The 17,336-nt window shown below is 40.5% G+C and carries 17 protein-coding genes, 1 tRNA gene and 1 other annotated feature; of the genes, 15 read left to right on the forward strand and 3 right to left on the reverse strand.

The window, feature by feature from the left end; translation table 11 throughout:
- The first annotated feature begins 107 nt into the window (after window positions 1-107).
- The 3 genes from PAENI_RS05090 (at window position 108) to PAENI_RS05100 (ending at window position 1,628) form a co-directional block, all read left to right on the forward strand.
- The gene (locus PAENI_RS05090) at window positions 108-554 is read left to right on the forward strand and encodes a GNAT family N-acetyltransferase (protein WP_262495504.1); all 447 of its coding nucleotides are present in this window, start codon (window positions 108-110) and stop codon (window positions 552-554) included.
- Window positions 555-641: 87 nt separating this feature from the next.
- The gene (locus PAENI_RS05095; protein ID WP_149644460.1) at window positions 642-1,175 is read left to right on the forward strand and encodes a GNAT family N-acetyltransferase; all 534 of its coding nucleotides are present in this window, start codon (window positions 642-644) and stop codon (window positions 1,173-1,175) included.
- An 86-nt stretch (window positions 1,176-1,261) separates the two neighbouring features.
- Window positions 1,262-1,502, forward strand: a binding site (T-box leader).
- Between the two features lie 53 nt (window positions 1,503-1,555).
- Window positions 1,556-1,628, forward strand: a tRNA-Phe gene (locus tag PAENI_RS05100).
- Between the two features lie 206 nt (window positions 1,629-1,834).
- Here the strand turns inward: PAENI_RS05100 and sleB are convergent.
- Window positions 1,835-2,428 (reverse strand): spore cortex-lytic enzyme, encoded by a 594-nt coding sequence (gene sleB, locus PAENI_RS05105; RefSeq protein ID WP_149644461.1) that lies wholly within the window; start codon window positions 2,426-2,428, stop codon window positions 1,835-1,837.
- Between the two features lie 224 nt (window positions 2,429-2,652).
- Here sleB and PAENI_RS05110 point away from each other — a divergent pair, with 224 nt between their 5' ends.
- The 6 genes from PAENI_RS05110 to PAENI_RS05135 all read left to right on the forward strand — a co-directional run bounded on the left by PAENI_RS05110 (window position 2,653) and on the right by PAENI_RS05135 (window position 9,890).
- Complete coding sequence (locus tag PAENI_RS05110; protein ID WP_149644462.1) at window positions 2,653-3,186, forward strand: YdhK family protein; 534 nt, start codon at window positions 2,653-2,655, stop codon at window positions 3,184-3,186.
- Between the two features lie 202 nt (window positions 3,187-3,388).
- Complete coding sequence (locus PAENI_RS05115; protein ID WP_149644463.1) at window positions 3,389-4,372, forward strand: phosphotransferase enzyme family protein; 984 nt, start codon at window positions 3,389-3,391, stop codon at window positions 4,370-4,372.
- Window positions 4,373-4,447: 75 nt separating this feature from the next.
- On the forward strand, window positions 4,448-5,509 hold the full coding sequence (locus tag PAENI_RS05120) for an AAA family ATPase (protein WP_149644464.1): 1,062 nt from the start codon (window positions 4,448-4,450) through the stop codon (window positions 5,507-5,509).
- A 2-nt stretch (window positions 5,510-5,511) separates the two neighbouring features.
- Window positions 5,512-7,311 (forward strand): vWA domain-containing protein, encoded by a 1,800-nt coding sequence (locus PAENI_RS05125; RefSeq protein ID WP_149644465.1) that lies wholly within the window; start codon window positions 5,512-5,514, stop codon window positions 7,309-7,311.
- A gap of 85 nt (window positions 7,312-7,396) precedes the next feature.
- Window positions 7,397-7,705 (forward strand): NUDIX hydrolase, encoded by a 309-nt coding sequence (locus PAENI_RS05130; RefSeq protein WP_410477451.1) that lies wholly within the window; start codon window positions 7,397-7,399, stop codon window positions 7,703-7,705.
- A gap of 178 nt (window positions 7,706-7,883) precedes the next feature.
- Window positions 7,884-9,890: an acyltransferase family protein gene (locus PAENI_RS05135; protein WP_149644599.1), complete on the forward strand. Its 2,007-nt coding sequence runs from the start codon at window positions 7,884-7,886 to the stop codon at window positions 9,888-9,890.
- 118 nt (window positions 9,891-10,008) lie between these two features.
- On the opposite strand, the gene PAENI_RS05140 is transcribed toward PAENI_RS05135, so the two are convergent.
- The gene (locus tag PAENI_RS05140; RefSeq protein ID WP_149644600.1) at window positions 10,009-10,593 is read right to left on the reverse strand and encodes a P-loop nucleotide/nucleoside kinase family protein; all 585 of its coding nucleotides are present in this window, start codon (window positions 10,591-10,593) and stop codon (window positions 10,009-10,011) included.
- A 230-nt stretch (window positions 10,594-10,823) separates the two neighbouring features.
- Here PAENI_RS05140 and PAENI_RS05145 point away from each other — a divergent pair, with 230 nt between their 5' ends.
- A complete protein-coding gene (locus PAENI_RS05145; RefSeq protein ID WP_042188035.1) occupies window positions 10,824-12,380 on the forward strand; it encodes an ABC-F family ATP-binding cassette domain-containing protein in 1,557 nt (518 codons plus the stop codon).
- An 89-nt stretch (window positions 12,381-12,469) separates the two neighbouring features.
- A complete protein-coding gene (locus PAENI_RS05150) occupies window positions 12,470-13,567 on the forward strand; it encodes a phosphotransferase (RefSeq protein WP_149644466.1) in 1,098 nt (365 codons plus the stop codon).
- 56 nt (window positions 13,568-13,623) lie between these two features.
- Here the strand turns inward: PAENI_RS05150 and PAENI_RS05155 are convergent, their stop codons facing one another.
- Complete coding sequence (locus PAENI_RS05155) at window positions 13,624-15,291, reverse strand: ribonuclease J (protein WP_149644467.1); 1,668 nt, start codon at window positions 15,289-15,291, stop codon at window positions 13,624-13,626.
- A 125-nt stretch (window positions 15,292-15,416) separates the two neighbouring features.
- Between PAENI_RS05155 and PAENI_RS05160 the strand changes: the two genes are divergently transcribed.
- From PAENI_RS05160 to PAENI_RS05175, 4 genes are all read left to right on the forward strand, one after another.
- The gene (locus PAENI_RS05160; RefSeq protein WP_149644468.1) at window positions 15,417-15,893 is read left to right on the forward strand and encodes a GNAT family N-acetyltransferase; all 477 of its coding nucleotides are present in this window, start codon (window positions 15,417-15,419) and stop codon (window positions 15,891-15,893) included.
- Between the two features lie 91 nt (window positions 15,894-15,984).
- Window positions 15,985-16,518: a TetR/AcrR family transcriptional regulator gene (locus tag PAENI_RS05165; protein ID WP_149644469.1), complete on the forward strand. Its 534-nt coding sequence runs from the start codon at window positions 15,985-15,987 to the stop codon at window positions 16,516-16,518.
- A 13-nt stretch (window positions 16,519-16,531) separates the two neighbouring features.
- Window positions 16,532-16,858: a DMT family transporter gene (locus PAENI_RS05170; protein WP_149644470.1), complete on the forward strand. Its 327-nt coding sequence runs from the start codon at window positions 16,532-16,534 to the stop codon at window positions 16,856-16,858.
- Window positions 16,859-16,875: 17 nt separating this feature from the next.
- Window positions 16,876-17,226: a DMT family transporter gene (locus PAENI_RS05175; RefSeq protein ID WP_149644471.1), complete on the forward strand. Its 351-nt coding sequence runs from the start codon at window positions 16,876-16,878 to the stop codon at window positions 17,224-17,226.
- The last annotated feature ends 110 nt before the right edge of the window (window positions 17,227-17,336 follow it).

The raw sequence follows: 17,336 nt of genomic DNA on the forward strand, positions 1-17,336 counted from the left end.
AGGTGAACTCTTTTTATTTTAGAAGAATAATGACGTTATATAAAATTTAATTCTAATTGAACATGGCATATTACAAGTGTGTGGTCGTAATTATACTGAGTATAGAAGTGAAATTAGAGAAAAAACGTGGAGGTATGATGGAAATTAATCTTGTTCCAGTAACGTTTGAAGATAAAGAGGTATTGACTAATCTATATCAATTTTACAATTATGATTTCAGTTTATTTACAGATCAAGACGTAAACCAGCATGGGGAATTCGAGGTGAATATTGATTATTTTTGGGAAGGGGATCATCGATGGAATCCATATTTGATTGAGGTTTCAGGAAACGTAGCTGGATTTGTGGTTGTTCTTTTTGAAAACTTAGATACAGACCCAGATCCAACTCATGTGATCTATGACTTTATGATTTTGCAGAAATACAGAAGAACTGGAATAGGTACTGCTGCCGCAATAAAAACACTTGATCTATTTAAAGAAGCTAAATGGAAACTAGCTCAAATGGAAAATAATAAATCTGCCATACATAGCTTTCTGGCGAAAAGTTCTTAAGGATTATACAAAAGACAACTATACAGAACGTTATTTGAGTGATCTCCAAAAATATATTCAAGCATTCGATAGAAGGGGGAGAACGAAATGAATATCACCGTAACATTAACTGATAGCACAACGAAGTTTATGATTAACAATCTCTACCCACTATACTTACACGATCTATCAGAGATATGGGGGAATCTTCCTAATCAATACGGGGTATACGAGGATAATGAAACACAGACGCTGAATGAACAGAATAAAGTCTTCGACATATGGTGGGAGAAGCTGGGGATTTTATATCCTTATTTAATAAAAGAGGATGGAATTCCTGCTGGCTTTGCATTAGTAGCGACACCACCTCATACACCACCAGGTTGTGAATTTTATTTAAACGAATTCTTTATCCTGCGGCCCTTCCGAGGTACGGGAATCGCTGAACGTGCGGCTAAGGAGGTATTTAATCTTCATATTGGAAAATGGGAGCTACAAACCAATCCCACAGCTACTAATAGGAGAGCCCAGCATTTTTGGAGAAAGACACTAAAAGAATATACTGGTAATAGCTTTCAAGAAGAATGTAAGAAGTCTTTTGATGATGAATTAAAGATGATTTTTAATTTTTGCAATGGATAAAGCTAATCAAATCGAAATAAGGGAATTATATCTTCTATTGACTTATAGTGGATTAGGGCTTACAATTAGAAAAATTATATATCAAAACAAATGCTTTGATGGAGAAAAGTAGTTCAATACCTCTTTACAGGGAGGAAACGCCGGAGATTGAGAGCGTTTCTAGAGAAAAGGGTTGATCGAAGTTCACTCTGGAGCAGTCCCTTGAAACCATTGTTGGCAAGTAGAGGTGTACCGGTGTTAACCGTTAAATATTTAAGTGAGAACATTTCTGTTTGTTGTACAGAATAGTTCTAATTTAGGGTGGTACCGCGGCTCCTCGTCCCTTTTCGGACGAGGGGTCTTTTTGTTTCCGTTTAGAAGAAATATTTGTATCCTTGTAAGGCTCGGTAGCTCAGTTGGTAGAGCATAGGACTGAAAATCCTAGTGTCGGCGGTTCGACCCCGTCCCGAGCCATCTTAATTTTAATAGTAAGCTTTCTATAAAAACAGCCTGTTTGATCACTATGGATTGAGATCTGCCTGAGGTTTGCTGCTGGTGCAACCGTCGACCAGCTCTCAGGTGAATACTGTCTTTCTAAAGATAGTATTAAGAAAATTGTTTATACTAAAAAATAGCCGGTCAACCGTAGGGTTGACCGGCTATTACATTTATTTGAAGCGTTAACTCGCAAATATATGCTTACCAATTTTTAAGTTCTGAGGACGAGTCCAGATCCATGCACTAGTAGCTGTATCTGGATTGAAATAATAGATTGAATTGTTTGTTGGGTCCCAACCTCGGACAGCATCAAGAGCAGCTAAATAGGCAGTCCGGTTTGGAGTAAGCCAATACTGGCCGTCAGATACGGCTGTAAATGCGCCTTTTTGAAATACAACGTTTTTTATATTGTTTGGAAATTGACTAGATTGTATGCGATTCATAACTACAGCACCAACTGCGACTTGTCCTTTATAAGGCTCACCGCGCGATTCACTGTAGATTACTTTCGCCAAAATATCCATTTCCTCAATATTAAGCGTGTATTTTTTTAGAGCATTCCAAGTTTTTGTACCAGTAACTCCATCGGCATTTAATCCGTAGGCCTTTTGAAATTTAGCAACGGCAGCTTTCGTTTGTGCTCCATATACACCATCTAAAGGCTGAGTATAGAAATTCAGAGTTTTTAATCGATACTGAAGATCCCACACATCTCCAGAAGAACTCCCTACGGTTAATACCGGAGCAGCACTAGCAAAACCGATCATAGTAGCCATACTTACCAGACCCAAAAGAAGCTACAAAGTGAATATTTTAGTCTTCATTGTAGTAGCCTCCTTTCAGAAAACATTATAAATAACCTTCAATAACTGAGACAACACTCATTTATTGGTAATCTAATAATCCATTTAACATTTTCGCAAATACTTCATTAGGTTTGTGATCTTATGAAATGGGTAAATGAATAATCAGAGGCACATCAACTTCGGAGGTTTTATATATGAAAAAGCAATTATATCTATTCATAATCGCAGCTGCACTCACTCTTAGCGCATGTGGTAATGATAATAGCTATGGCAATAAGATAATGGAAGATACCTCATATTCCAGTTCAAGCGACGTACCTGAAAATTTGAAGGTGTCAGAGAATCCTACTTTTAAAATAGGAAGTAAAGCGATCATCCAAGCGGACCATATGGAAGGTATGAAGGGGGCTACTGCAACAATAGTTGGAGCTTTTGACACCACAGCGTATATCGTTTCTTATAGACCTACAACAGGCGGATTTCCAGTTACAAATCACAAGTGGATTATTCATGAGGAAATCAAAAAAGCAGCCGACAAACCCTATGAATCCGGCTCGGAAGTTATAATGGAAGCTGACCATATGAAAGATATGAAAGGTGCAACAGCTCAAATTAACGCAGCGGAACAAACCACGGTATATATGATTGATTACACACCTACTACGGGTGGAGATAAAGTGAAAAATCATAAATGGGTAACGGAAGATGAGCTTTCAGCAATAAAGTAACCAATAGAAATTAAGCTCTTAAGTAATGAAAAATGATCAAGGTAGGAACAGTCATGGACTTTGTTAAAGTTCTAGGCTACTCCTACCTTTTTGATTGCTTCTTTTATTGGTAGTGAAGTGTTAAAATATCTTTATAAAGCACTGCTATACAAAATATACCATTCTAATTGATATTTTCTTAGAAGGTAGGAGCGTGATTGAAATGCCTAGCTGGCAGGTGAAATTCGATGAAGAAATGCTTAAACAAGCTGCACAACAGATTCAAGTCGATTGGACAACGATTAAGTATATTGGTGGTTTTGAAAATGTTGTCTATAGCTTTCCAAAAGATGATCATGAATATATTTTACGTGTAACACATCATTCTCATCAGGAGCAGGAGATGGTCATCTCTGAACTTGACTTTATGGACCATCTTGCAAAACATGGCGTGCAACTGGCTCGCCCCATTCCCTTTCTGGATGGCAGCTTGGTACAAACGCTATTCAAAGATGAGGAAAGATTTATGATCTGTGTAATGGAGAAAGCACCAGGTGGTCATGTTAATGCTTCCGATCCCAATTGGGGAACGGAGCTTTTTGAGCAATGGGGTGAGGTAACAGGAAGAATGCATGCTTTAACTCTGCAATACAATCCGGAGACTGTTTTGGCAAGACCACATCAGGGTAAGCTAGATTTTGACTTTGCTAACTTTGGTACTGTTGAACAGCAGCTTTTTGAAAAGTTGCTTCAAATAAATGATCGGATTAACCAGTTGCCGCGGAATCGAGAAGGCTATGGACTATGTCACCGTGATTTGCATCCGGGTAATTTCTTCGTGCATGAGGGGCAGATCACCGTGTTTGATTTTGATGATTGCGGATACGACTATATGGTGCATGATATTGCCATTGCCGTTTATTATTCGACCATCTTTGGGGATTGGCGAAAACCGGAGGTAGAGCAGAGTAGAACTTCTAGTCTTGCGGCAGCCATGCTGAGGTCTTTTATGAAGGGATATAATCGAGAGTACTCACTCGACAATAAGTGGCTAGAAGAGCTCCCGCTCTTTATTGAGAAGCGCCGACTGGAATTAGTGCTTTTGTTATTTCAAGAGTTTTCGGAGTCACAGCGTGAGCAGGATAGAGAGTGGCTTGCCCGTAATATTCAGGATGCCCTAAATGACAAAGCTTGTTTAGAGCTTTAATAAATCCTTTTGAGTAGTTTTTAATATATTTAGAATAGATAATGAGGATATATCATATAAAAAAGGAGCATTTATTTGAACCTAGCAACTCCTGTAACACCTATTCAACTTATGCAAGTACTTCTAAACGTTTCTGTGATCCGCCCTGTTTTTATTTGGGGGGCGCCTGGTATTGGAAAGTCTTCTCTTGTAGAAGCTTTTGCTGATCAGGTGGGTCTTCCATGTGTTTCTCTTCTGGGTTCTCAACTAGCACCGGAAGACATCATTGGGGTCCCTCAAATCGTTAACGGCAAGAGCCAATTTTGTCCTCCGAAAATGATTGCTCGGGACGAACCGTATTGCTTGTTCTTAGACGAGCTTAATGCCTGTTCTCAAGAGGTGCAAAAAGCTTTTTATAGTCTTATCCACGAACGCCGCATCGGCGATTATCACCTACCTGAGGGCTCTATAGTAATAGGAGCTGGTAACCGTGCACAAGATAGTGCAATTGTTAAACCTATGTCCTCCGCGCTTATCAATCGGATGTTCCATATACAGCTAAATGTATCTTTTCAGAATTGGATCTCTTGGGCATATGAGAATAGCATTCATCCTATGGTTATTGAATATCTGGAATTGCGTCCCGATCATCTGTGGAGTGCACCTCCAAAGACTGAAGAGCCTTTCTCCACGCCACGCTCTTGGCATATGCTTAGTGATGCACTACATGAGTTTGGGGATGATATAAATGTGGATACCGTGGGGATTTTAGCGAATGGTTCACTGACACCTTCTCACGCCACACACTTCAGGGCTTTTTATAAAAATCTAACTGGAAAATATGAACTTAATCAAATTATTGATGGTAAATCCTCATTCCCAACGGCTCCAGAAGATCGGGATCTCCTGTATTTCCTAGCGCAATCCTTGCGAGCCCAGATTATTAAAGAACTCCCTCCGATTAAAGATAACGTACGAGATGGACATCGCCAATTTGCACACACTGTTAAAAAACTGATTAAAGACCTGTCAGTCATTAGCTTTGAAATTGCACAGCTAGTAGTTGCTAAGCAGGAGCAAAGTGATAATATTCCAGATTGGTTAATGGTTGAAATTGTGCGTGATTTACCACGTCTTGCAATAAAAGATAGGGGGTAAATATGGCTAAAAAGACAACTCCAGAAAACCCCGCTTTGAAAAATTTTAATGAAGCATGTTCGTTAATCGCGGATCATCCTATTTTTGCACCGTTATCTGTTCGAGCTTCGATTATCCATAATGAAAATAGTCCCTATCCTGAAAACGGCTGGGCAATTGTCACTAATAACGGTTATATTTACACTCATCCTAAACGGCGTGGTGAGGTTGCTGAATGGATGTACGTTTTGGCACATTGTTTTCTTCATTTAGGACTTGGGCATTTAAAGATTAAAGAGAATCAAGTGGCGTGGAACGTTGCATGTGATGTGTACATAGCAAAGTTTTTAAATGACTTGAAGTTTGGGAAAGTACCCGCAGATATGGAGTCGCGAATTAATCTTACAATTAAAGATGAACAACAGCTTTACGAGCAATTTATGATAAAAGGAATTCCGGACAACTCCAGATATTTTGGCACTGCGGGTGTTTCAAAGCTGGACATGAATGTTCGAGATACCACCAAAAGATACTGGGGAAAAGCACCAGATTGGGAAGCCTATCTTGCTTATGGGTTATCCAATGCTGTGACGAATGCAGTTAGTGTTGCTGGAGGACACGCTAATACTATTAGTGACCCTGCACTTTCATTAACAGCTCCACAACGTGCAAAACGATGGTTCATGGACAGATATCCTTTATTAGGTGCGCTTGCCGCCGGCTTTGAGATTATAGAAGATCCAGCGATATGTCGGCGATTAGATATTTCCATAGCTGCCATTGACGTTGTTGATCGCAAAATATTTATGAACCCTGCAGCCGGACTAAACGATGAGGAGTGTATTTTCGTGATGGCGCATGAGCTTCTGCATGCGGGGCTTCAGCATCACGAGCGATGTCTTGGTCGAGATCATTATCTTTGGAATGTGGCTTGTGACTACGTAATAAATCTTTGGCTAATAGAAATGAGTGTAGGGGAGTATCCGCGAATTGGACTCTTATTAGATCCTGAGCTTAAAGGTTTATCTGCTGAAACGATTTATGATCGTATGGTCGGAGATATCCGCACTTATAAGAAACTGGCAACCTTGAGAGGCAACGGACTCGGTGATATTTTAGATAACGGTTCATCTAGTTTTTGGGATGTGAGAGAAGGACAAACGCTTGATGATTTTTGTAAGAATGCTATGCAACAAGGACTTATGTATCATGAAGAGCAAAGCCGCGGTCTTTTGCCATCAGGACTAGTTGAAGAGATTAGAGCGCTGGGCCAGCCACCTATTAAATGGGATGTAGAGCTTGCTCGTTGGTTTGATCATTATTTCTCACCGCTTGAGAAGACCAGATCTTATTCACGAATTAGCAGACGTCAATCTTCTACGCCTGATATCCCTCGACCACAGTGGGTTCATAGCGGCGCTGCAGATGATGGCCGTACTTTTGGAGTTATTTTAGATACCTCAGGCTCAATGGATAAAAAGCTTCTGGCCAAAGCATTAGGGGCCATTTCAAGTTATGCGCAGGCTCGTGATGTTCCTTTTGCACGGATTATATTTTGTGATGCTTGTCCTTATGATGCAGGTTTCATGCCCCCCGAGGCTATCGCAGATCGAGTACAAGTGAAGGGAAGAGGGGGAACGATCTTACAACCAGCTATTGATTTGATTCAACAAGCTGAGGATTTTCCGAAAAAAGGACCGCTTCTAATTATTACAGATGGTTATTGTGACAAGCTGACCATTAAAAGAGAGCATGCTTATATTTTGCCAAAGGGAAATGACTTACCTTTCTCACCCAAAGGACCTGTATTCAGAATTAACTAAGGTAGAAGATCTTAGAAATGATTAGAGGGAGTAACCGATATGACAACCCCAAAACATATTCTTTCCGCAGCTACCGTTGTATTCAATGAACAGGGAAACCAAAGAAGAATCGGGTATTGATATAGAGATTAATAAGTTCTGCGGCGTCTTTCAAAATGTAGATCGATCTATTTGCACTACATTATTTCTGGGTAAAGCTATCGGTGGTGAGCCTGCTACTAGTTCCGAAAGCTTGGAAGTGGGTTTTTTTTCAATAGAACAAGCGATGGATATGCTCACATGGAAAAACCTCAGATTGCGGCTAGAGTATTGTTTAAATGATGATGCGCAGCCGTTTTACGTAGAATTACGGGGCACAGAAGTTGAAAAAATTATTATTACACATCTGAGTTAATGTAGGGAGCACAATGGACAAGTGTTACGATCAACAAAGATTCATTTTTTTTATTTTATAACATTTTCACTTGATTACAGAACTTTTCATACGTTTACAGCGTCTTACTTATGAACGATAAATCGACGGTAAGGACTGAAACATTATGAAAGACAACACGAAGCTTTTCAGAAATAATATGAGGAGCCAGTCTTCTATACAATCTGTAGGCGGCAGGCGTTATGTGCCAGGAATTGATGGTCTAAGGGCTTTATCAGTACTCGCTGTAATCGCATATCATTTGAATCTGAATTGGGCTGAGGGTGGACTTCTCGGCGTTGGAATATTTTTTGTAATCTCCGGATATCTCATTACTGACCAAATCATTAGCCAGTGGGAGCGGCACCGAAGGCTGAACCTTGTAGACTTTTGGGTTCGTAGGGCGCGGAGGCTGTTGCCTGCGATGGCCGTTATGCTTTTTGTGGTTGCCATATGGCTTTTAATTATAGAACCATCAAGATTGTTTGGGCTCAAGGGTGACTTTATGTCTTCCTTATTTTATTTCAATAACTGGTGGCTAATATTTCATAATGTTTCCTATTTTGAAAGCTTTGGCCCACCATCTCCTATCGGACATTTATGGTCGCTTTCTATTGAAGGACAGTTTTATATTCTATGGCCAATAGTTCTCATCATCGTGATGAAAATCGCTCGTCGGCGAGGTAAGCTTATTGCATGGATAATGGCTTGCGCAGCAGTCTCTGCTTTAGCCATGGCATTGATCTACGTACCGGGGACTGACCCAAGTAGAGTGTATTATGGAACGGATACCCGCTTATTTGCGCTTCTCATTGGAGCAGCACTTGCAGTTGCTTGGCCAAGTCAGAAACTTAATGATAACGTCTCAGAACCGGCTCGGCGTGTGCTTGATATTGTAGGGGGATTAGGACTCATTCTATTGTTGGTACTTTTTAATCAGGTTAATGAGTTCGATGATTTACTTTACCGTGGTGGGTTTTTAGTGATTTCTTTGATTGCAGCTGTAGTTATTGCCGTTCTAGCTCATCCTGCTAGCCGTCTGGGATCGATCGTAGGCTGTAAACCTTTGCGTTGGATCGGGCTGCGATCATATAGCTTGTACATATGGCATTTTCCAGTCATTATCCTTAGCAGTCCGAATGTGAGTACTGAAGAAAGCAGCATGCTTCGGATCATCATTCAGGTAGCAGTAAGTTTTCTTCTAGCTGCATTGTCATATAAGTATGTGGAGGAGCCCATTCGTCGAGGTTCATTTAAAGAAACATGGAAGAACATCAGTGTAAAACGAAGGGGTGGTCTTCGTCCAGGCTTCTTAATGGCTATTATTGCTGTGATTCTTATCCCAATCGCATGCAAAGGTTATTTGTTAAACGCTGGATCGGATACGTCTGCGATCGAATCGGCAGATTTGCAGTATGAACAACAACAACAACAACTGCAACACCAAGAACAACGACTGCAGCAGCAAGAACAACAAGATATGGGAAGAAAGAATGATCCCGCAGATCATAAAGCGATAGACGAAAATGTAACTGATAAACCATCAATACCAGCCTTGGCAACAGCTACAACTGAACCTGAAGTGAAAAAAGCTGATACTAAGGTGGGAACTACAAATACAGAAATAGCAAAGCCTGAATCAGAAGTGGAAAAATCTGTTCCTGAAGAAAAGAAACCTGTGGCTGAGAAGAGTCAAGCTGGAACGGATGTTACGGCCATTGGAGATTCTGTCATTTTGGATGCAGCACCATACCTTTCAGAGGAATTACCTGGCATTGTCATCGAGGGAAAGATTGGTCGGCAGATGGCTAAAGCTCAGGAGGTAGTGGATCAGCTTAAAGCTCAAGGCCGGCTGGGTAAAAAGGTTATAATCGAGCTTGGGACTAACGGATCCTTTAGTTCAAAGCAATTACGTAATTTACTGGATTCATTAAGTGATGCTGAGCAGATTTTTTTGGTCAATACACGGGTCCCAAGAAAATGGGAGAATAATGTGAATCACAATATTTCAAAAGTTTCCAGTGAATATAGTAATACGACCGTAGTAGACTGGTACTCTGCAAGTGAAGGAAAAGACGATTATTTCTACCAAGATGGTGTACATCTTAAACCAGAGGGCTCCAAGTGTTACGCCTCACTTCTTGCGAAAGCCTTGGAAAGTAAGTAAGAATTAATTGAATCTCCAAACTTTTTGATATTATATTTTAAAAGACCGGCAAGAGAGTTCTCTCTTTGCCGGTCTTTTTTTTTCATAAACGAATGATCTTTGAAGAGCTAATTAATTCCTAGTCGTAGATAAAATGCTCCACCACAGCCACAGTCTTAGTTATGTCTGGATCAGAATTATCGATCACTTTCACATTAGAACTTGGAAGCGGCCACTTCACACTGCGGTTTCCAAATGATTTGCGAAATTCATCCCAATGCTGGAACTTCCATTCATCTAATGGTGATTGTCGATCGTGAATTCGTGTCCGATACAATTCCTCATTGGCTAGTTCGACCAAGACAACTTTAACCTCAACATCTTGCAGCGAACGTCCGATTCGAGATAACTCACTGCTGATCCAGTCAGGGTTGGCAGCTTCTTTAGTAAATGGTCCAACCACAAATGCATCTACATTCAGGCCTATATTGTCTAGCGCTGCGTCCATCGTAATCCGGTAGCCCAAATCACGGCATAATCTTTTGTAATCGGCAGAGTCTCTGTCTGCCGGGTCCAATCCGTGAAAGGTCATGATGGCGTCTGCCGCTGGTCGTAAAAGGATATCCATATCAAAGAAGGGGACTTTACGCCGGGAAGCGATCGCTTTAGCTAATGTCGTTTTGCCTGCCCCAGCTGGCCCTAGAAAAAATACAAGTTTGTTCATCATTGTCTCTCCTTAGAACCTCAATTCATTGCTACAGTCTATCTCTAAATATTATCATATAAAAGAAGATGAGTAATCGCCAGCGTAAAATCCTCATCTACCGTAGGTTTTGAGAACCTGAGATATTTCGCGTTACGGTCCATAATATGATATTTTTTTGCTTCTCCATTGAGTTTTTGTGTAATCCTGCTTATAATATAGCGAGAAAAATAAGAAAAAGGTGTCCATAAATGAGCATATTAAATGTAGAAGGATTAAGTCATGGTTTTGGAGATCGTGCGATCTTCAAGGATGTTTCATTCCGTCTTCTAAAAGGCGAGCATATCGGATTATTCGGCGCTAACGGCGAAGGTAAATCCACTTTTATGAATATTGTTACAGGAAAGCTGCAACCGGATGAAGGTAAGGTCGAATGGTCCAAACGGGTGCGTGTTGGCTACCTCGATCAGCATGCAGTGTTGACCAAAGGCATGACCATTCAAGATGTACTTAGAGGCGCTTTTCAATACCTCTTTGATCTTGAGCAAGAGATGAATGATATGTACGGCAGAATGGGTGACGTGTCGCCTGAAGAGTTGGAAAAGCTGCTTGAAGAAGTTGGTACGATCCAAGATACGCTTACAAATCAAGATTTCTACATGATCGATGCGAAGATACAAGAAACCGCGCGCGGTCTAGGAATCACAGATATTGGATTGGATCGTGACGTAGCTGATCTTAGTGGTGGTCAGCGTACCAAAATCTTGCTTGCGAAGCTGTTGCTTGAAAAACCAGATATTTTGCTCCTAGATGAGCCTACGAACTATCTGGATGAGCAGCATATTGAATGGCTGAGACGTTATCTTCAAGAGTATGATAATGCATTTATTCTGATCTCACATGATATGCCTTTCTTGAACAGCGTTATCAACCTGATCTACCATATGGAAAATCAAAAGCTGACCCGTTATGTGGGTGACTATGAGCAATTCCAACAGGTCTACGAAATGAGAAAACAACAGCTTGAATCTGCTTATAACCGTCAGAAACAAGAAATTGCAGAGCTGAAAGACTTCGTTGCACGTAACAAAGCCAGCGTAGCTACCCGTAACATGGCAATGTCCAGACAGAAGAAGCTCGACAAGATGGAAATCATCGAGATTGCAAAAGAGAAGCCAAAACCACAGTTTAACTTTAAAGAAGGTAAAACTGCGGGCAAGATGATTTTCGAAGCTAAAGAATTGGTTATCGGATATGACACACCGTTGTCCAGACCGCTAAATTTGTTAATGGAGCGTGGACAAAAGATCGCGTTGGTCGGTGCGAACGGGATCGGTAAAACCACCTTGCTTCGCAGCATCTTAGGCGAAATCCAAGCATTGTCCGGTTCGGTAGAACGTGGATACCATCAAGAGATTGGATACTTTGAGCAAGAAATGAAAGAAGGCAATTACAAGACTTGTATCGAGGAGATATGGGATACATTCCCATCCCTATCACAATTCGAAGTACGTGCTGCCCTTGCCAAATGTGGACTGACCACGAAACATATCGAAAGTAAGATTGCTGTTCTAAGTGGTGGAGAAAAAGCTAAAGTGCGTCTATGTAAACTCATTAACAGTGAGACCAACATTCTCGTATTAGATGAGCCGACGAACCACTTGGATATCGATGCCAAAGATGAACTGAAACGTGCGCTGAAAGCATATAAGGGAAGCATTCTCATGATCTCTCACGAACCAGATTTTTATCAAGACATTGTCACCGATATCTGGAATTGCGAAGATTGGACAACAAAAGTATTCTAATAAGCAAATCTTTATTAAACAAGCCTATGAGGTGTTAACGAATCAGTTACGCTTTATAGGCTTTTTTATGGATAGTGGGGAGGGTCTATGTGTTAGAGAATAAAATGGATCAGCTTAACATCAGTGTTCAACGAATTTTTGGAGAACAAGAAATAGAAATAGTCAATTTCACTTGCGAGGATTTAGATTATAAAACACCTAACTTTACAACAGCGGGTATCTTTCATCTTCAGGGTATCGCACTAATTAATAACGAGCAGCTTCCATGGTCAATCATATTAAAAATCATCAAGTCTGATAGTGTAGAAAAAGAGGATCCAGCACATCACAATTACTGGCGACGAGAAGCCCTAGTCTTTGAATCTAAGATTCTGGATGAGCTTCCTAGCTCAATCCAAGCTCCTAAGTGTTATCTTGTTGAAGAACAAGTAGATGGTACCGTATGGTTATGGATGGAACGAATAGACGGGGGATATGCGCATACGAAGGAGCGGTTTGATTTTATCGCCGAGCAGTTGGGAAGATTCAACGGGGCATATCTTAATGTGAAGAACATTCCTGATGCTAAATGGATATGCAGAAGCTGGCTTAAATCATGGACTACTGCAAGTAAAATGTATGCACCTAACCCTGAGGAATATATTCATCAATTACTTAGAGACAATGAAAAAAATCTTTGGACATGGTTCAAAGACTTTACTAATCAGATAGACAGTAACTTGAATGCTCTCCATCGCTTGCCGCGAGTATTAGCCCATCAGGACCTCAGTCAAATGAATATGCTGTTAACTCAAACCGGAGAGTTAGTCTTGATAGACTGGCAATTTATGAGCATATCAGGTTTAGGTGAAGATCTTGGTAAAATGTTTGGCGTAAATATGAGTCTTGGTGTGATTCCTATCGATCGTTACGAGGAATTCAAAGAGTCTTTATTCCATTCGTATATCAAAGGATTAAAGGCTAGCGGATGGCAGGGGGACGAATCCCTTGCAAGATATGGTTATTGTTTAAGCACTGCTTTACGTAGTGTCTGGGAAGTGCCACAATACTTTTCTCTGAATGCTCAGCTACAATCTGACCTGTTAAACGCTAATCTTCAGGAGCGGGTTAATCGTCTAGAGCAAATCATTATTATTCATCAAAAAATGACGCTAGAAGCAGAGACATTGAAATTATGGATAACATAGTTCTTAATTCTCATTAGATATGAAAAAGGAGCCCCTATTACAGGAGCTCCTTTTTACTACACCTCAATAATGATGGGGAGAATCATTGGACGTCGTTTCGTTTTTTCGTACAGGAATCTACTTAGGGTCTCCTTGATGGTCTGCTTGATGATATTCCACTCGCCTAGGTCAGCCTCACTCATCTTTTGAAGGGTGGAGGTTACAAGCTTGTTGATCTCCTCCATTAAAGTTTCTGAGTTACGGACATAGATGAATCCTCTGGATATGGTATCCGGCTCGTTTAATAAACGTCCATCTTCTTGGCTTAATGTAATCACTGTAATCAAAATACCGTCTGCTGACAGCTGGCGACGATCGCGAAGAACGACATTACCAATATCTCCAATCCCAAGGCCATCCACTAGGGTTTGTCCAGCTGCCACTCGGCCAGATTGACGGACGACACCTGATGATGACTCGACGATATCTCCATTTTTTAGAATAAAGATATTATTGGGGTTAACACCAACTGCCTCTGCTAATAAGCTGTGATGATGTAGCATACGGTATTCACCATGAATCGGTATGAAATATTCAGGTTTCATCAAGGTTAACATTAATTTAAGCTCTTCTTGGCTTGCATGCCCAGATACATGAAGCTCGCTGCGTGATCCATAGATGACTTTAGCGCCAAGCACGTATAAATTATCGACGATTCTAGATACATTGCGTTCATTCCCGGGAATGGGATTAGCTGCTATCAGAACAGTGTCGCCTGCCTGGATTTCCATCTGCCTATGACTTGCGTTAGCCAGTCGAGATAACGCAGCCATGGGCTCTCCTTGACTGCCTGTACATAATACAGTTACTTGCTCTGGAGGGAGTTTGGCAGCTTCTGTAGGCTCGATCAGCATGTTATCTGGAATGCTCAAGTACCCGAGTTCCTGGGCTACTCGGACAACATTAACCATACTTCTGCCAAGTAAGGTTAATCTACGATCGGTTAAACGAGCAGCTTCAATGATCTGTTGTAGACGGTGTACATTTGAAGCAAAGGTAGAGATAAAAATTCTACGGTTAGCTTTCATGAATGCTTCTTCTATATGAGCGCCAACGAGTTTTTCAGAGGGGGTGAAGCCTGGGCGTTCTGCATTGGTACTCTCTGAGAGCAGGAACTTTACACCATTCTTCCCGATGTCAGCCATTTTATGTATATCGGGATACTGCTTATTAACAGGGGTCATGTCAAATTTGAAATCCCCTGTATGAACAACGGTCCCTTCTGGGGTATCGAATACAACACCAAGGCAATCCGGAATACTATGATTGGTATTAAAGAACGTTGTAGTAATCGCTCCTAGCTGTAAAGTAGACTCAGAATCAATGACATGAAGCTTGGTCTGACGTAATATTCCGTGTTCCCTCAGTTTATTTTCAATTAGACCTAAGGTTAACCGAGATGCGTAGATCGGAAGATTTAATTGTTTGAGTAGATACGGAATTCCTCCAATATGATCCTCATGTCCATGTGTAACTACTAATGCTCGAATCTTATCAAGATTGCTTAATAAATACGTAACATCAGGAATAATGAGGTCAATCCCCAGTAGACTTTCGTCCGGAAATTTAGAACCGCAATCAATGACAATAATATCATCAGCATATTGCAGGAAATACATATTCTTACCAATTTCATTCACACCGCCTAATGCTGCAATCCAGAGCTGCTTAGCTGCCACTTTCATTAAAGTCCCTCCTTTTATAAATTCACCTATATTATGTATGAAATCCCTTATAATTATCCTTTCATTGAGGTGGTACAATAGTATAACAATAGATTGATATTCAAAAGTTAGGGGACAGATTGATCATGAACATCAGAAGAATACATAAGAACGATAATCGTGCGATTGAACAGATTATTAGGAGCTGTCTGATTGAGTTTGGCGGGAATAGGGCGGGGCTTGCGTGGGAAGATGACAGCCTGCAGCATTTATATGAGTATTACAATCATAGTGATAATCAGGCCTATTGGGTTGTAGAAAAAGATGGAAATATATTGGGCGGGTGTGGCATTGCGCCTTTCGGCAATAAGGGCGACATATGTGAGTTGCAAAAAATGTACTTATCTCCGTCCGTTAGAGGTAATGGGATAGCTTCTGAACTCCTAAATACGGCGCTGGATTTTGCCAAGCTTCATTACAATAAATGTTATTTGGAGACATTACAGAACATGCATGCAGCTAACCGTTTTTATATGAAAAACGGTTTCGAACTTTTAGATGCCCCTTTAGCTGGCTCAGAGCATTTCGCATGTGATGCTTGGTATATTAAAGAGTTAATTTAATTATGGTTTAGTAAGCCTGGATTAGCAGGCTTATTTTTTATTTGACAATAAAACCGTCCAGACGGTATAGTAAATAACAGAGGTGATTAATGTGAACAGTAATTCTAAACGTAAAACTATTTTATTGGCTGCTTCCACAGTTGTTAAAAATAATGGAGTAGAGAAGCTTACGCTTGAAGCTGTGGCTAAAGAAGCCGGGGTCAGTAAGGGCGGGCTACTGCACCATTTTCCAAATAAAGAAGCTTTGATCATAGGGATGGTCGAAGATCTAACGAACCATTTTTTTACCAATGTTCAAGATAGAGCAATGAGCGAAACGGTTGAAAAAGGGAAGTGGAGTCGTGCTATTACTGAAGCCATGGATGTTGATATTAAAGAGGGCAAAGAGATTGGTACCGCGCTTCTTGCTGCTCTTTTCACAAATCCAGATATTCTTAACAAATTTCAAAGTCAATATGCAACATGGCAACAAAACATAGAGAACGATGGCATTGATCCTGTACGCTCCACTATCATTAGGTTGGCAGCAGATGGGTTATGGTATTCCGAAATGTTCGGATTGGGTGTGCTAGATGATGAATTACGCACGAAAGTCATTCAAGAATTGATAAATATGACGAAGTAAGGAGAGGTTATCTTTGAATTCATATGTATTACTTGCAACAGCGATCATCTGTGAGGTATTTGGCAGTTCAATGCTAAAAGTGTCTAACGGGTTTAAAAGGGTATTCCCATCCATTGGCGTGATCCTTGGTATGGGCTTAGCATTTTATAGTCTTTCTTTAGCGCTAAAAACAATTCCATTAGGTACAGCTTATGCGATTTGGTCAGGGGTAGGTACAGCTTTGACAGCTATAATTGGCGTAGTTTTTTATAAAGAGAATTTTAATCGTAAGAAATTACTAGGTCTTCTACTTATTATTGGTGGTGTAATCATTATGAAGCTCTCAGGTGGGGCTCATTAGAATTTGGAGGCTGCAGCATGAAAAGAAATGTAGGATATATTGCTCTAAGTATAGCGATTGCTAGCGAAGTCGTAGGGACTACTATGTTGAAAATGTCAGAAGGATTCACGCAATTACTCCCTTCTATAGGGGTTATTATTGGTTTTATTATTGCTTTTTATAGTTTATCCATAAGCCTTAGAGAATTACCGTTAAGCTTAGCTTATGCGATTTGGTCGGGAGTAGGTACTGTTCTAACTGCAATTGTGGGTATTGTTGTGTGGGGAGATCCATTTGGTATTCTTACTTTTGCCGGAATAGTATTAATAGTAGGAGGAGTGGTATTATTAAACTCTCCTGCCAAAAGTGAAGACAAAGAACGGGCCTGATAAATCAGGCTCTTTTTTTATTTTTAAACGGATGTCATAGATTCCATAAATCGCATAGTTTCGCGATAATGGTATCACTTACCTTTTCCGTAGAATTACATCTTATAGTT

This window comes from Paenibacillus sp. B2(2019), assembly GCF_008370385.1.
GTDB lineage: Bacteria > Bacillota > Bacilli > Paenibacillales > Paenibacillaceae > Paenibacillus_AQ.

Coding starts and splice junctions, on each gene's coding strand:
- PAENI_RS05130 (WP_410477451.1), top strand. CDS start 7,397: ATGAACAGGGAAACCAAAGAAGAATCGGGTATTGATATAGAGATTAAT.
- PAENI_RS05115 (WP_149644463.1), top strand. CDS start 3,389: ATGCCTAGCTGGCAGGTGAAATTCGATGAAGAAATGCTTAAACAAGCT.
- PAENI_RS05175 (WP_149644471.1), top strand. CDS start 16,876: ATGAAAAGAAATGTAGGATATATTGCTCTAAGTATAGCGATTGCTAGC.
- PAENI_RS05095 (WP_149644460.1), top strand. CDS start 642: ATGAATATCACCGTAACATTAACTGATAGCACAACGAAGTTTATGATT.
- PAENI_RS05140 (WP_149644600.1), bottom strand. CDS start 10,593: ATGAACAAACTTGTATTTTTTCTAGGGCCAGCTGGGGCAGGCAAAACG.
- PAENI_RS05160 (WP_149644468.1), top strand. CDS start 15,417: ATGAACATCAGAAGAATACATAAGAACGATAATCGTGCGATTGAACAG.
- PAENI_RS05145 (WP_042188035.1), top strand. CDS start 10,824: ATGAGCATATTAAATGTAGAAGGATTAAGTCATGGTTTTGGAGATCGT.
- PAENI_RS05155 (WP_149644467.1), bottom strand. CDS start 15,291: ATGAAAGTGGCAGCTAAGCAGCTCTGGATTGCAGCATTAGGCGGTGTG.
- PAENI_RS05110 (WP_149644462.1), top strand. CDS start 2,653: ATGAAAAAGCAATTATATCTATTCATAATCGCAGCTGCACTCACTCTT.
- PAENI_RS05135 (WP_149644599.1), top strand. CDS start 7,884: ATGAGGAGCCAGTCTTCTATACAATCTGTAGGCGGCAGGCGTTATGTG.
- PAENI_RS05125 (WP_149644465.1), top strand. CDS start 5,512: ATGGCTAAAAAGACAACTCCAGAAAACCCCGCTTTGAAAAATTTTAAT.
- sleB (WP_149644461.1), bottom strand. CDS start 2,428: ATGGCTACTATGATCGGTTTTGCTAGTGCTGCTCCGGTATTAACCGTA.